The organism is Caballeronia sp. ATUFL_F1_KS39 (assembly GCF_023630985.1).
Classification (GTDB): Bacteria; Pseudomonadota; Gammaproteobacteria; order Burkholderiales; family Burkholderiaceae; genus Caballeronia; species Caballeronia zhejiangensis.
The window spans coordinates 83425-97308 of record NZ_JALQDZ010000005.1 but is presented as its reverse complement, the minus strand read 5'-3'; the positions used below and the strand labels follow the sequence as shown (position 1 = coordinate 97308).

The following is a 13884-nucleotide window of genomic DNA, read 5'->3' as shown; positions in this document are numbered from 1 at the left end:
GGGGCGCGACACCCGTGCGGCGTCATCCAACATCAGCACGGGAGAGCCATGAGCGATACCACGTCAGCCATCACGTCCGAAGCGGCAGCGGCCAATCCGCTGCTCGACTTCTCCGATCTTCCGCGTTTCGGCGAGATTCAGCCGGCGCACGTCACGCCCGCGCTCGATGTGCTCCTTGCCAATGCCAAGGCCGCCGTCGACCGTGCAAGCGCGCCCGAGACGCCTGCGACGTGGAAAGACGTCGTCGAGGCCGTCGAGCAGGAATCGGAAAAATTGTCGCGCGCGTGGGGCATCGTCGGCCATCTGAACGCCGTCGCCGACACGCCCGAACTGCGCGCCGCCCACGCTGAAAACCTGCCGCGCGTGACCGAATTCTCGGCGAGCGTCGGACAGAATCTCGCGCTCTACGAAAAGTACAAGGCGATCGCCGCCGGTACCGAATTCGCGGGCTTGTCGGCCGAGCGCAAAAAAATCCTCGAAAACTCGCTGCGCGATTTCCGTCTCTCGGGCGCCGAATTACCCGAAGACCGCAAGCCGCGTTTCGCGCAGTTGCAGGAAGAACAGGCGGCGCTGTCGAAGGCGTTTTCGGATCACGTCCTCGATTCGACCAACGCCTATGCGTACATCGTCACGCAGAAGAGCGATCTCGCCGGTCTGCCCGACGACGTGATCGAAGCCGCCCACGAAGCCGCGCAACGCGACGGCAAGGACGGCTGGAAGTTCACGCTGCATTTCCCGTCGTATTTCCCGGTGCTGCAGTATTCGGAGCATCGTCCGATGCGCGAGGCGATGTATCGCGCGTACGTCACGCGCGCGTCCGAACTCGGCGCGACCTATGGCAACGGCAAGGCCGAATGGGACAACACGGCGAACGTCGTCGAGCATCTGAAGCTGCGCGAGGAAGAAGCGAAGACGCTCGGTTATCAGAACTTCGCGGAAGTGTCGCTCGCGCCGAAGATGGCGGAATCGCCCGCGCAGGTCATCGCGTTCCTCGAAGACTTGGCGAAGCGCGCCCGCCCCTACGCCGAAAACGACTGGATGGAACTGCGCGCGTTCGCCGCGACCGAGCTCGGCATGCCCGAGTTGCAGCCGTGGGACATCGCGTACGCGGCGGAGAAGCTGCGTCAGAAGCGCTATTCGTTCTCGGAAAACGAAGTGAAGCAATACTTCCCGCAAGAAGCCGTGTTGAAGGGTCTCTTCAAGGTGACGGAGACGCTCTTCAACGTGTCGATCCGCCGCGACGAAGCCGCCGTGTGGAATCCGGACGTGCGCTTTTTCCGCGTCGAGAACAAGGACGGCACGCTCGTCGCGCAGTTCTATCTCGACCTCTACGCGCGCGAAGGCAAGCGCGGCGGCGCATGGATGGACGACGCGCGCTCGCGTCACAAGCGCGGCGAAGGCGGCGTGCAGACGCCGGTTGCTTATCTCACCTGCAACTTTTCGGCGCCGGTGGGCGGCAAACCCGCATGCTTCACGCACGATGAAGTCATCACGCTGTTCCACGAATTCGGGCATGGGCTGCATCACATGCTGACGCGCATCGACGAACTGGGCGTGTCGGGCATCAACGGCGTGGAGTGGGATGCGGTCGAACTGCCGTCGCAGTTCATGGAGAATTTCTGCTGGGAATGGGACGTGTTGACCGACATGTCCGCGCACGTCGAAACCGGCGCGCCGCTGCCGCGCGAACTGTTCGACAAGATGCTCGCCGCGAAGAACTTCCAGAGCGGTTTGGGCACGCTGCGCCAGATCGTCTTTTCGATGTTCGATATGGTGCTGCACACGTCCTACGATCCGGCCAACGCGACGCAGAACGTCAACGATCTCGCACGCGCGATCAACGAGAAGTTCCATGTGATCCCGCAGGCGCCCTTCTCGCGCTGGCCGAATACGTTCAGCCATATTTTCGCGGGCGGGTATGCGGCGGGGTATTACAGCTACAAGTGGGCGGAAGTTTTATCCGCCGATGCGTACGCCGCGTTCGAGGAAGCCGCGAAGGCCGGAAGCGGTTCGGTGCTCGATGCGACCACGGGTACGCGTTATCGTCGCGAGATTCTGGAAGTCGGCGGCAGTCGTCCGGCGATGGAATCGTTCAAGGCGTTCCGTGGGCGCGAGCCGGATATCGACGCGTTGTTGAGGCATAACGGGATGTCGGGCGCGACGGTGCATTGACGTCTCCTGCCGATTGATGCGAAAACCCGGTCCGCGAGGACCGGGTTTTTTTTATCGCCTCTCGATCCTGAAATCCACCTCCCCCGGCCTTCCTTCCAGCGCCAGCGTCGCGCGCACGGCCGGACTCCGGCTCACCACCTTTCCGCGCCTGACAACAACCGTTCGCGCCGCCCGCAGCCGAATAGCTTCGACAGGATCGCGCGCATCAAGCACCACGCAATCCGCGTTGCAGCCCACTTCGATGCCATACCCTTCGAGCCCGAGAATCCGCGCAGGATTTTTCGTGACCGCATCGAAGCACGCGCGCATCGCGTCGACGCCCGTCATCTGCGCGACGTGCAAGCCCATGTGCGCGACGTCGAGCATGTCGCCCGAACCCAGGCTGTACCACGGATCCATCACGCAGTCGTGCCCGAACGCGACCGTGATGCCCGCCGCCATCAGTTCCGGCACGCGCGTCATGCCGCGCCGCTTCGGGTAAGTATCGGAGCGCCCCTGCAACGTGATGTTGATGAGAGGATTCGCGATTGCATTCACGCCCGCCTCGCGCATCAGCGGAATGAGCTTGCTGACGTAGTAGTTGTCCATCGAATGCATCGACGTGAGATGCGAGCCGGTGACGCGTCCATGCAAGCCGAGCCGATGCGTCTCCGCAGCGAGCGTTTCGATGTGGCGCGACATCGGATCGTCGGACTCGTCGCAGTGCATGTCCACGCGCAAGCCCTGCTCCGCCGCGTATTCGCACAGCAGTTTCACCGATGCCGCGCCGTCCGCCATCGTGCGCTCGAAGTGCGGAATGCCGCCGACGACATCGACGCCCATCGCGATCGCGCGCTTCAGATTGTCGAACGCGCCCGGGCTGCGCAACACGCCGTCCTGCGGAAACGCGACAAGTTGCAGATCGAGATACGGCTTCACGCGCCGTTTCACTTCGACGAGCGCTTCGACGGCCAGAAGCCGCGGATCGCACACATCGACGTGAGAACGGATCGCGAGCAATCCGCGCGCGACGGCCCAGTCGCAGTACTGCAGCGCGCGCTCGACGAGCGCTTCCTGCGTGAGATCCGGCTTCAATTCACCCCATAGCGCGATGCCTTCGAGCAGCGTGCCGGACGCATTCACGCGCGGCAGGCCGTAGGAAAGCGTTGCGTCCATATGGAAGTGCGCGTCGACGAAAGGCGCGGTGACGAGCGAGCCGTTCGCATCGATTTCCTCGCGCGCGGTGGCCGCAAGATGCCGCTCGATCGCGGCGATGCGCCCCGCCTCCATGCCGATGTCGACGAGTTCGCGCGAGTGAGCGAGCGCCGCGCGGCGAATGATCAAATCCATGTGCGAAACCTCCGTGCCGGGCTGTTCGTCCGATTGTATCGGGACATAAAAGCCGTGCGGAGGCGCGATTCAACCCGTCAATCGATGACGGCCGACGATCGCGAAACTGAGCGGCAGCGAACCGCGCGGCATCGTGCGTTCCGTCGTGCGCTCCGTCTCGTGCGCAAGCGGATGCGCGTCGAATACGCCGAGGCGATTGCCGCTGTGCAAACCGCGTCGCGCGAGATGCGGCATGCGATGACGCACGCGCGCGCCGCCGGGAAAACATATCGCGTAGCTGTCGAAGCGCCCGCCGTCTTCGGTGCGCTCGATCCAGCCGACGCCCGCCGCGACGCCGCTTTCATCGACGGCGGCGGCGATCGCGTGAATCGACGGATCGTCGAACGGATCGGCGCGCGAATCGTCGATACCCGAAGGGGAAAACAGCGCGAGCCACACGCCTTGGCGCGCGGCATAGGCGAGCTTTGCGGCGATGAATCGACAGTCGAGCGCGGCATCGCCCTTCCGCGATTCGAGCGCGATGACGGCGACACGAAACGATGCGGCATCCAAGTGGAACTCCCGATGTGACGAGTGAGTATCCTCATTGAAGCGCTCGGCAATCGATAAGTAAAATGAATGTTTCGACGTGTTCGATCGCCAAATGGAATTAAAACTCCTGCGCTCCTTTCTCACCATCGCCGAATTGCGTCATTTCGGCCGTGCCGCCGAAGCGCTGCACTTGAGCCAGCCTGCGCTCAGCAAGCAGATTGCGTCGCTCGAAGAAAGCCTCGGCGCGCGCCTCTTCGAACGCGGACGCCACGGCGCGGATCTGACGACGTTCGGCGCGGGCTTCATCGGCGATGCGCAAGCGCTCGTGCGCGACGCCGACGCCGTGCTGGCCCGCGCACGCGAAGCCGCGAGCGGCGCGCGCGGATTTCTGCGCGTCGGCTTGTGCCTGTCGACGCTCACGCATGTGCCGAAGCTGATCGCCGAATTCGGCGCGCTGAATCCGGACGTGAGCATCACGCTGCACGATCTCTCGTCGCACGAACAGACGCGCCGCATCCTCGCGAACAAGCTCGATGTCGGATTCATGCGGATGCCCGCGAGCGCCGGGCTTTCCGGCTTCACCGTGCTCGATGAAACGCTCGCGCTCGCCGTGCCCGAGCACACGCGCTACAAGCGTCTGCCCGCGAATCTGAACGAACTGAACGAACCGGGATTCATCGCGCTGTCGCGTGGGCGCGGGCCGGGGCTTGCTGCGCAGATCGATCGCTGGTGCGCGAAGCACGATTTCGCGCCGCGCGTGATTCAGGAAGCGGACGATATCCAGTCCGTGCTCGCATCGGTGGCGGGCGGCGTGGGCGCGGCGTTCCTGCCATCGCGCGCGCAGTACTTGCTGCGCGATGCGCGCGTGCTGACATTGCGCGATCGAGCGGCGCGCTGGCGCGTCGGACTTGCATGGCAAGACGAACGCGACGACACCGTCACGCGCCGCTTCGTCGCGTTCATGAAGGCGCGCGTGAAAGCGCTGAAGGCGCGCGCTACGCTCGACGCGTGAGCTTAACGAGCAGCATCGCTTTGACGTCGGGCCATTCGTCGTCGATGATCGAAAAGCGCACCGAATTGCGCTTGCGGCCATCGGGCATGATGCGCTCGTGCCGCACGATGCCTTCCTGTTTCGCGCCGACGCCGAGTATCGCCGCGCGCGATTTCGCATTGAGCTCGTCGGTGGTGAACTGCACGCGCACGCAACGCATTGCTTCGAACGCGTGCGCGAGCAGCAGAAACTTCGCTTCCGTGTTGATGCCCGTGCGCTGCGTCGATGCCGCGAGCCACGTATGTCCGATTTCGAGCTTGCGGTTCACGCGGTCGATCTTCCAGTAACGCGTGCTGCCGACGACGCGCGCATCGCTGGCGCGCACGATCACGAACGGCATCACGGTGCCGGCATCGCGGCCCGCGAGCGCGGTGTCGATATAACGATCGATGGTGTCTTCGTTCGGCACGACCGTCACGCTCAGATTCCAGAGTTCGCCGTCGGCGGCTGCATCGAGCAAGGCGGCGCGATCCTCGCGTTGCAGCGGACGAAGCTGCACGCGCTCGCCGTTCAAAGTCGGTTGGCTCATCGTTGGTTTTCAGTTTGCTCGTGAGCCGACATCATAATTCGCCGCGTCAGACATCGTCCGTTCCCGGCGCGGCCGCCTTCGAGTCGACATCCTCGTCGGGCGGCAATTCTTCGGGCGGCGCATCGTTGGCCGGCAGCGTGAACCAGAATCGTGCGCCGAGAACGCGCCCGTTCGCGTCCGCGCGATTCTCGACGCCGATGTGCCCGCCATGCGCCTCGACGATCGCGCGGCAGATGGCGAGACCGAGCCCGATGCCCGGTTGCGCCGATTCCTTCTCGCCGCGCGTGAACTTGTCGAAGAGACGGTTCTGCATGCCGGCCGGCACGCCCGGCCCTTCATCGTCGATGCACACGCGCACGAAGCGCGCATCGCCGTCGTGCGCGAGCGCGGCGCCGATGCGGATCGGCGTCGCGGGCGGCGTGTATTTCGCGGCGTTTTCCAGCAGGTTGGCGAAGAGACGCTCCATCAGCACGGCGTCGAGTTGCAGCAACGGCAAGTTCGCCGGCACGCGCGTCTGTACGGGACGCCCGGCGAGCACGCGGCGCGAACTCGCGAGCGCGGCGCCCACGGTTTCTTCGAGCATCGACCATTGACGATTCAGCCGGATCGCGCCCGCCTGCAGACGCGCCATGTCGAGCAGATTGATCACGAGGCCGCTCATGCGCAGCGCTTCTTCGTGGATCGCGTGCACGAGTTCCTGCGATGCCTCGCTCTGGCCGCCTGCTTCCCGCGCCTCTTCCTCCAGCACCGAAGCGAAGCCGACGATCGACGTGAGCGGCGTGCGCAGATCGTGCGATATCGCGGATAAAAGCGAGTTGCGCAGGCGCTCCGATTCCATGTTGACGAGCGCGTCCTGCGCGATTTCGACGTAATGCACGCGTTCCAGCGCAAGCGCGATCTGCGACGCGAACGTTTCGATCATGCGGCGCTGCTCGGGCACCGCGAGTTCGGCTTCGCGCCCGGTCACGAGCGCGAGCACGCCGCGCGTGCGCATCGGCGCCTTGAGCGGGAGATAAAGCGCCTGGCTCGCGGGCAAGGTCTCGGTGCCGCGTCCCGCCGGTTTCTGCTGGTCATAGACCCATTGCGCGATGTCGAGATCGAGACGCGCGGCATCGAGCGTCACATCGGGATTCGGTTCGTCCACTTTCTGCCGCACTTTCTCGGCGGCGTCGGGCAGGAGCATCGCGACCTTCGCCTGAAACACTTCCGCGACGTGGCGCGTGCCGATCTCGATGATCTGCTCGGTCATCAACGCGGCGCCGAGTTCCTTGGTCATCGCGTACATCGCGCCCGTGCGCCGCTCGCGTTGCGATGCGATGCGCGCCTCGCGCCGCAGGCTCGACGTCAGATGACTGATCGTGAGCGAGGTCAGCAGCATGACGAGGAAGGTCAGGAGATACTGCGTGTCCGTCACGGAGAAGGACAGCTCGGGCGGCACGAAGAAGAAGTCGAACGCGGCGACCGACAGAAACGACAGCATCACGCCGGGACCGCGCCCGAGCCGCACGGCCGCGAAGATCACGCCGAGCAGATAGAGCATCACGAGATTCGTGATTGCGAACTGACGGGCGGCGAGCATGTCGGCGACGAGCGTGATGCCCCCGCCGATCGCGAGCGCATGAAGATAGGCGCGCGGTGGCGAGTGCGCGCCGTCGCGCCAAGTGCCGAACGCTTGCGTGATCGTGCGGCGTGGCTCGTCGCGTGTACCGGTCGACACGAGCGTCACGTCGATATCGGATCCTTGCCGGATGATGCGCTCGCTCACCGGCCGAGCGATGAGACGCCGCCATTCGCCGCTCGCCGACGCGCCCGCCACGAGCTTCGACACGTTGCGCATGTGCGCGTAGTCGATGAGCGTCGCGGCGGCATCGGCGCCATCGAGCGTGACGGTTTCCGCGCCGAGTTCGGAGGCGAGCTTGAGCGCGTCGAGCGTGCGGCGGCGCTGATCGTCGGAGAGGCGCTGCAGCTTCGGCGTCTCGACGTACACCGCGAGCCAGTCGGCCTTGAGCGCCGTGGCGAGCCGCGCGGCCGCGCGCACGAGCGTCGCGCTTTCCGGTCCCGGGCCGATGCACGCGATGAGCCGTTCGCGCGCGCGCCAGATGCGTTCGATCGACTGATCGGCGCGGTATTCGCGCATTTGCGCGTCGACGCGATCGGCCGTGCGGCGCAAGGCGAGTTCGCGCAGCGCGATCAGATTGCCCTTGCGAAAAAAGTTGCGCACGGCGTGCTCGGCCTGCGCCGGCAGGTAGACCTTGCCTTCGCGCAGACGGTCGAACAGTTCTTCGGGCGGCAGGTCGACGAGCGTGACTTCATCGGCGAGGTCGAAGATGCGATCGGGCACGGTCTCCCAGACGCGAATGCCGGTGATGCGCCCGACGATGTCGTTGAGGCTTTCGAGGTGCTGGACGTTGACGGTCGTATAGACGTCGATGCCCGCGTCGAGCAGTTCTTGCACGTCTTGCCAGCGCTTCATGTGGCGCGAGCCGTGCACGTTCGAGTGCGCGAGTTCGTCGACGAGGATGAGTTGCGGTTTTCGGGCGAGCGCGGCGTCGAGGTCGAATTCGGCGAGCAGACGGCCGCGGTGTTCGATGCGCGCGGGCGGGAGCGTTTCGAGGTCTTCGACCAGTGCGAGGGTTTCCTTGCGGCCATGCGTTTCGACCAGGCCGACGACTACTTCCACGCCTTCATCGCGGCGGCGGCGTGCGGCCTGCAACATCGCGAAGGTCTTGCCTACGCCCGCCGATGCGCCGAAGAAAATCTTCAGTCTGCCGCGCTCGCGTTTTTCTTCCTCGCGGTGGAGTTTGTCGAGGAGTTCTTCTGGGGTTGGGCGGGGCATGGTTTTTTTTGGGGTTCTTGCTGGCGCTTGTTGTGGTGGTTCGCTTGCGATTTCGCTGGATCCCGTTTTCGTGTCGGTCTGTTAGCACTGCCCCTGTGCGGGGCGGCAGTCACTTTCTTTGCTGCTGCAAAGAAAGTAACCAAAGAAAGCAGCTCCCGATACGCCCGCGGTCACACGCAATTTGGGTAGTCCTCTCGTCCATCGTGGGCTGCCTAAAGAGTGCCCTCAAACACCTAATCGGGCTTGGCTCGCGCACGGTCTGCCACATCGCACCACACACCAAACTGGTTCAGCACCAAACAGCTCCAGCCCGCTTCGCGGCCGACCAGTCAATCGGGTCTGCGCGTGCTTCTCTACTAACGTCTCCATCTCACCGCAAGTGCCGCACGTTGGTTTCCCTTGCATACCCGGCGGCAGCGCGTAGCGCTGTGCCGAAGCTCTTTCGTGCTGAACCAGTGTCCTTGGAAAACTAGCTCGTCAGACCGTGCGCGATCCAAGCCCCGTTAGTCCTTTGAGGGCACTCTTTAGGCGAGTGCCACCTTGGACGAGAGAACTACCCAAATTGCGTGTGACCGCGGGCGGTGACGAGCTGCTTTCTTTGGTTACTTTCTTTGCAGCAGCAAAGAAAGTGACTGCCGCCCCGCACAGGGGCAGTGCAAATAAACCGAGAGCAAAACGGGATCCGGCGAAACCAAGCCAAGCGCCCCCAACTACTCCCCATCCAACGCAAGATTCAATTTAAGCACATTCACCCGAGGCTCTCCGAGCACTCCAAACTGCCTCCCGCTAGTAGCTTGAGCGACAAGCGCTTCAACGCGAGCCACCGACATCCCCCGCGCCTTCGCGACCCGCGAAACCTGATACGCCGCAGCCGCCGGACTGATTTCCGGATCGAGCCCGCTCCCGGACGAAGTCACCAGATCGACGGGAACAGCCGCCTCATTCCCCGGATCGGCATCGTGCAAGGCGGCAATGCGCGCTTTGATCTCATCGGCGAGCGCCGGATTGGTCGGCCCGAAATTGGAGCCACTAGAACTCCCCGCGTTATAAGGATTCGGCGCAGTAGCCGACAAACGCCCCCAGAAATACCGAGGCGCATCGAACTGCTGCCCGATGATCTCCGAGCCCATGAGACGCCCATCGCGCTCGATCAAACTCCCATTCGCCTGATGCGAAAACGCCGCCTGTCCGATCGCGGTGACGACCGCCGGATACACCACGCCCGTCACGACAGTCAACGCGACGAACAACACCAGCATGGGACGCAACAGATTCTTCATGATGTTCAACTCCAGCCAAGAGCGGTAATGACCATATCGATGAGCTTGATGAACGGAAACGGCAACACGATGCCGCCCAGCCCGTAAATCAGCAGGTTCCGTCGCAACAACGACGCGGCGCCCAAAGCGCGATACTTCACGCCCTTCAACGCGAGCGGAATCAGAAACACGATGATGAGCGCATTGAAGATCACCGCCGACAGAATCGCCGACGATGGCGACGCCAGATGCATCACGTCCAGCACGCGCAACTGCGGATACGTCGTCGCAAACGCGGCCGGGATGATCGCGAAGTACTTGGCGACGTCGTTGGCGATGGAAAACGTCGTCAGCGAGCCGCGCGTCATCAGCATCTGCTTGCCAATCTCCACGATCTCGATGAGCTTCGTCGGGTTCGAATCGAGATCGACCATGTTGCCCGCTTCCTTCGCGGCCTGCGTGCCCGTGTTCATCGCCACCGCGACGTCGGCCTGCGCGAGCGCGGGCGCATCGTTGGTGCCGTCGCCCGTCATCGCGACGAGACGCCCCTCGGACTGATGCGCGCGGATCGTCGCCAGCTTCGCTTCCGGCGTCGCTTCGGCGAGAAAGTCGTCGACGCCCGCTTCCGCCGCGATGGCAGCAGCCGTCAGCCGGTTGTCGCCCGTCACCATCACCGTCTTGATGCCCATCTTGCGCAGCTCCGCGAAGCGCTCCTTGATGCCGCCCTTCACGATGTCCTTCAGCTCGATCACGCCCAGCGCGCGCGTCGTATCGTTCACGCGCTCGGCCACCACGAGCGGCGTGCTGCCGCGCCGCGCGACTTCATCGACGGCATGCTGCACTTCCTGCGGAAACCGTCCGCCGCGTTCTTCGACGTAACGCTTCAACGCATCGGCGGAACCCTTGCGGATCTCGCGATTCGGCAGATCCACGCCGCTCATGCGCGTCTGCGCGCTGAACGCGAGAAAGGTCGCGTGCAACGTCGCCATGTCGCGCTCGCGGATATTGAAGCGCTGCTTCGCCAGCACGACGATGCTGCGGCCTTCCGGCGTTTCATCGGCGAGCGATGCGAGTTGCGCCGCGTCCGCGAGATCGCGCTCGGCCACGCCGGGCGCCGCCACGAACGTCGACGCCTGGCGATTGCCGAGCGTGATCGTGCCGGTCTTGTCGAGCAGCAGCACGTCGACGTCGCCGGCCGCTTCGACCGCGCGGCCCGACGTCGCGATCACGTTCGCCTGCATCATGCGGCTCATGCCCGCGACGCCGATCGCGGACAGCAGCCCGCCGATCGTCGTCGGAATCAGGCACACGAGCAGCGCGACGAGCGCGGTGATCGTGACGACGTGGCCCTGCTTCGCCGCCTCGACGGAGAACATCGAGAACGGCAGCAGCGTCGCGGTCGCGAAGAGCAGCACGAGCGTCAGCGCGACGAGCAAAATCGTCAGCGCAATTTCGTTCGGCGTCTTCTGACGCTTCGCGCCTTCGACCATCGCGATCATGCGGTCGAGAAACGCCTCGCCCGGATTCACCGATACGCGCACGACGATCCAGTCGGAGAGCACGCGCGTGCCGCCCGTCACCGACGAGAAATCGCCGCCCGACTCGCGGATCACCGGCGCGGATTCGCCCGTGATCGCGGATTCGTCGACCGACGCGACGCCTTCGATCACGTCGCCGTCGGCGGGAATCACGTCGCCCCCTTCGACGAGCACGACATCGTCGCGGCGCAATTCCGTGGACGTCGTGATGCGGATCGGCGATTTCGGATGCGGCTCGTTGAGCTTCTTCGCCATCACGTTGTGCTTCGCCTGGCGCAGCGATGCCGCCTGCGCCTTCGAGCGCCCTTCCGCGAGCGCTTCGGCGAAGTTCGCGAAGAGCACCGTGAACCACAGCCACAGCGCGATCGCGAGGATGAAGCCCGCGGGCGCTTCCGCCTGGCCGGCGAGCGCGGCGAGCCAGAGCACCGTCGTCAGAATGCTGCCGACGTAGACGCAGAACATCACCGGATTGCGCAACTGCGTGCGCGGCGCGAGCTTCCTGAACGAATCGACGATCGCCGGCTTCACGAGCGCCGGATCGAACATCGAACGTGCCGCTGTGCGCGCCTGCCCGAGATTCTCCGGGCGATGCAGCGGCGTTTGATTCTCTTGATTCATGCTGTCCTCGGAAATCAATGGCTTGCGATCATCGTGACGTGCTCGACGATGGGCCCGAGCGCGAGCGCCGGCACATACGTGAGCGCGCCGACCAGAAGGAGCGTGCCGAGCAGGAGCACGACGAAGAGCGGTCCGTGGGTCGGCAAGGTGCCCGCTGTCACGGCGAGACGCTTCTTCGCGGCGAGCGAGCCAGCGATGGCGAGGATCGGAATGAGCGAACCGAAGCGGCCGAACCACATCGCGATGGCGAGCATCGAGTTATAGAACGGCGTGTTCACCGAAAGGCCCGCGAACGCGCTGCCGTTGTTGTTGGCGGCGGAGCTGAACGCGTAAAGCACTTCGGAGAAGCCGTGCGCGCCCGGATTCGCGATGCCCGCCGTGCCCGCCGCGCTCAGCACGGCGATCGACGTGCCGAGAAGCACCAGCAGCGGCGTAAGCAGAATGACGATGGAGACCATCTTCATCTCGAACGACTCGATCTTCTTGCCGACATACTCGGGCGTGCGGCCGATCATCAGACCCGCGACGAACACCGCGAGCAACGCGAACGCGAGCATGCCGTAGAGACCGGAACCGACGCCGCCGAAGATCACTTCGCCGAGCTGGATCAGCAGCATCGGCACGAGGCCGCCGAGCGGCGTCAGCGAATCGTGCATGCTGGAGACCGCGCCGCACGATGCGGCGGTCGTCGCGACCGTGAAGATGCCCGATTGCGCGATGCCAAGGCGCGTTTCCTTGCCTTCCATGTTGCCGCCGGCCTGTAGCGTGGACGCTTGCGTATCGACCTTGAGCGACGCGTAAAGCGGATTGCCGGCCTGCTCCGATGCAATCTCGCCCCAGCACGCGACGGCGAACGCGATGGTCATCGCCGCGAGCACGGCATAGCCCTGACGCCTGTCGCCGACCGTGCGCCCGAACACGACGCACAGCGCAGCCGGGATGATCAGCATCGCGAGCATCTGCATGAAGTTCGAGAACGGCGTCGGGTTCTCGTACGGATGCGCGGAGTTCGCGTTGAAGAAACCGCCGCCATTCGTGCCGAGCATCTTGATCGCTTCCTGCGAGGCGACCGGCCCCATCGGCAGCGTCTGTTTCTCGGCCTTGAGCGTCTGCGTGACGGGCTTGCCTTGTGCGTCGGTGGATTGCGTCTGATATGTGGTGACCTGCAGCGTCGATACGTCCTGATACGCCTTGAAATTCTGGATCGCGCCCTGGCTCACGAAGACGAGCGCGAACACGACGGCAAGCGGCGCAAGGATGTAGAGCGTCGTGCGCGTGAGGTCGACCCAGAAGTTGCCGATGGTCTGAGCGCTATGCCGCTTGAAGCCGCGAATCAGCGCGATGACGACCGCGATGCCCGTCGCCGCCGAGAGAAAGTTCTGCACGGTCAGGCCGAGCATCTGCGCGAGATAGCCGAGCGTGCTTTCGCCGCCGTAGTCCTGCCAGTTCGTGTTGGTCACGAAGCTGATGGCGGTGTTGAATGCGGCATCGGGCGTCATGCCGGCCATGCCTTGCGGATTGGCGGGCAGCGTGCCCTGCAGGCGCAGCAGCGCATACAGCACGAGCGCGCCGAGCACGTTGAAGAGCATCACGGCGAGCGCGTAATGCTTCCATGACATCTCGGATTCGGGATCGACGCCGGCGATGCGATAGAGCATCGATTCGATCGGGCGTCCGATCTTGCGCACGATAACGGACGATCCGTCGAGCACGTTCGAGATATAGCGGCCGAGCGGAATGGCCAGCGCAATCAGCACGACGATGAAGAGCGCCGTCTGCATGAAGGTGTTGGCGTTCATTCGAGATCCTCCGCACGCAGAAGCGCGTACACGAGATACACGAAGAGCAGCAGCGTGGAAGCCGCCGCGAGCCACAGCATCCAGGCGCTCATGGACGCCCTCCCGTCGCGCGGCGGCCGAGTCGCTCGCAGCCGCGCGTGAGCGCCACGCAAAGTCCCCAGAACAGGACGATGCCGGCGAGGTAAATCAGGTCCATTTTGGTGTTCTCCACTTGTGCGGTTC

General features: G+C 64.3%; 11 protein-coding genes. 2 read left to right on the top strand and 9 right to left on the bottom strand.

Annotated elements, in window-relative coordinates; all coding sequences use genetic code 11:
• The first annotated feature begins 48 nt into the window (after positions 1-48).
• Positions 49-2172, top strand: a complete 2124-nt coding sequence (locus tag NCR93_RS05140) for a M3 family metallopeptidase (protein WP_008350487.1) — start codon at positions 49-51, stop codon at positions 2170-2172.
• 51 nt (positions 2173-2223) lie between these two features.
• Here the strand turns inward: NCR93_RS05140 and NCR93_RS05135 are convergent, their stop codons facing one another.
• Positions 2224-3501, bottom strand: a complete 1278-nt coding sequence (locus NCR93_RS05135) for an amidohydrolase family protein (RefSeq protein ID WP_008350489.1) — start codon at positions 3499-3501, stop codon at positions 2224-2226.
• Positions 3502-3570: 69 nt separating this feature from the next.
• A complete protein-coding gene (locus tag NCR93_RS05130; RefSeq protein WP_175979922.1) occupies positions 3571-4053 on the bottom strand; it encodes a carbon-nitrogen hydrolase family protein in 483 nt (160 codons plus the stop codon).
• Positions 4054-4144: 91 nt separating this feature from the next.
• On the opposite strand from NCR93_RS05130, the gene NCR93_RS05125 reads away from it, so the two are divergent.
• Positions 4145-5044 (top strand): LysR family transcriptional regulator, encoded by a 900-nt coding sequence (locus NCR93_RS05125; RefSeq protein ID WP_175979921.1) that lies wholly within the window; start codon positions 4145-4147, stop codon positions 5042-5044.
• Here the strand turns inward: NCR93_RS05125 and NCR93_RS05120 are convergent.
• The 7 genes from NCR93_RS05120 to NCR93_RS05090 all read right to left on the bottom strand — a co-directional run bounded on the left by NCR93_RS05120 (position 5028) and on the right by NCR93_RS05090 (position 13858).
• Positions 5028-5612 (bottom strand): GNAT family N-acetyltransferase, encoded by a 585-nt coding sequence (locus tag NCR93_RS05120; protein WP_175979920.1) that lies wholly within the window; start codon positions 5610-5612, stop codon positions 5028-5030. The genes NCR93_RS05125 and NCR93_RS05120 overlap by 17 nt on opposite strands.
• Before the next feature lie 46 nt (positions 5613-5658).
• The gene (locus NCR93_RS05115; protein ID WP_175979919.1) at positions 5659-8448 is read right to left on the bottom strand and encodes a DUF4118 domain-containing protein; all 2790 of its coding nucleotides are present in this window, start codon (positions 8446-8448) and stop codon (positions 5659-5661) included.
• A gap of 710 nt (positions 8449-9158) precedes the next feature.
• Entirely contained in the window at positions 9159-9728 is a 570-nt protein-coding gene (gene kdpC / locus NCR93_RS05110; protein ID WP_008350499.1) for a potassium-transporting ATPase subunit KdpC, read from the bottom strand.
• A 5-nt stretch (positions 9729-9733) separates the two neighbouring features.
• The gene (kdpB, locus tag NCR93_RS05105; RefSeq protein WP_175979918.1) at positions 9734-11863 is read right to left on the bottom strand and encodes a potassium-transporting ATPase subunit KdpB; all 2130 of its coding nucleotides are present in this window, start codon (positions 11861-11863) and stop codon (positions 9734-9736) included.
• Positions 11864-11877: 14 nt separating this feature from the next.
• The gene (gene kdpA, locus NCR93_RS05100) at positions 11878-13662 is read right to left on the bottom strand and encodes a potassium-transporting ATPase subunit KdpA (RefSeq protein WP_175979917.1); all 1785 of its coding nucleotides are present in this window, start codon (positions 13660-13662) and stop codon (positions 11878-11880) included.
• Positions 13659-13754 carry a K(+)-transporting ATPase subunit F gene (gene kdpF / locus NCR93_RS05095; protein WP_008350504.1) on the bottom strand — a complete coding sequence of 32 codons (96 nt, stop codon included), beginning with the start codon at positions 13752-13754 and terminating at the stop codon, positions 13659-13661. Before kdpF ends, kdpA begins: the two co-directional genes overlap by 4 nt.
• A complete protein-coding gene (locus NCR93_RS05090) occupies positions 13751-13858 on the bottom strand; it encodes a potassium ABC transporter ATPase (protein WP_193788594.1) in 108 nt (35 codons plus the stop codon). The genes kdpF and NCR93_RS05090 overlap by 4 nt, the downstream gene beginning before the upstream one ends.
• Positions 13859-13884: the final 26 nt, after the last annotated feature.

Coding starts and splice junctions, on each gene's coding strand:
- kdpF (WP_008350504.1), bottom strand. CDS start 13,754: ATGAGCGCCTGGATGCTGTGGCTCGCGGCGGCTTCCACGCTGCTGCTC.
- NCR93_RS05090 (WP_193788594.1), bottom strand. CDS start 13,858: ATGGACCTGATTTACCTCGCCGGCATCGTCCTGTTCTGGGGACTTTGC.
- NCR93_RS05140 (WP_008350487.1), top strand. CDS start 49: ATGAGCGATACCACGTCAGCCATCACGTCCGAAGCGGCAGCGGCCAAT.
- NCR93_RS05125 (WP_175979921.1), top strand. CDS start 4,145: ATGGAATTAAAACTCCTGCGCTCCTTTCTCACCATCGCCGAATTGCGT.
- NCR93_RS05135 (WP_008350489.1), bottom strand. CDS start 3,501: ATGGATTTGATCATTCGCCGCGCGGCGCTCGCTCACTCGCGCGAACTC.
- NCR93_RS05115 (WP_175979919.1), bottom strand. CDS start 8,448: ATGCCCCGCCCAACCCCAGAAGAACTCCTCGACAAACTCCACCGCGAG.
- NCR93_RS05120 (WP_175979920.1), bottom strand. CDS start 5,612: ATGAGCCAACCGACTTTGAACGGCGAGCGCGTGCAGCTTCGTCCGCTG.
- kdpB (WP_175979918.1), bottom strand. CDS start 11,863: ATGAATCAAGAGAATCAAACGCCGCTGCATCGCCCGGAGAATCTCGGG.
- kdpC (WP_008350499.1), bottom strand. CDS start 9,728: ATGAAGAATCTGTTGCGTCCCATGCTGGTGTTGTTCGTCGCGTTGACT.
- kdpA (WP_175979917.1), bottom strand. CDS start 13,662: ATGAACGCCAACACCTTCATGCAGACGGCGCTCTTCATCGTCGTGCTG.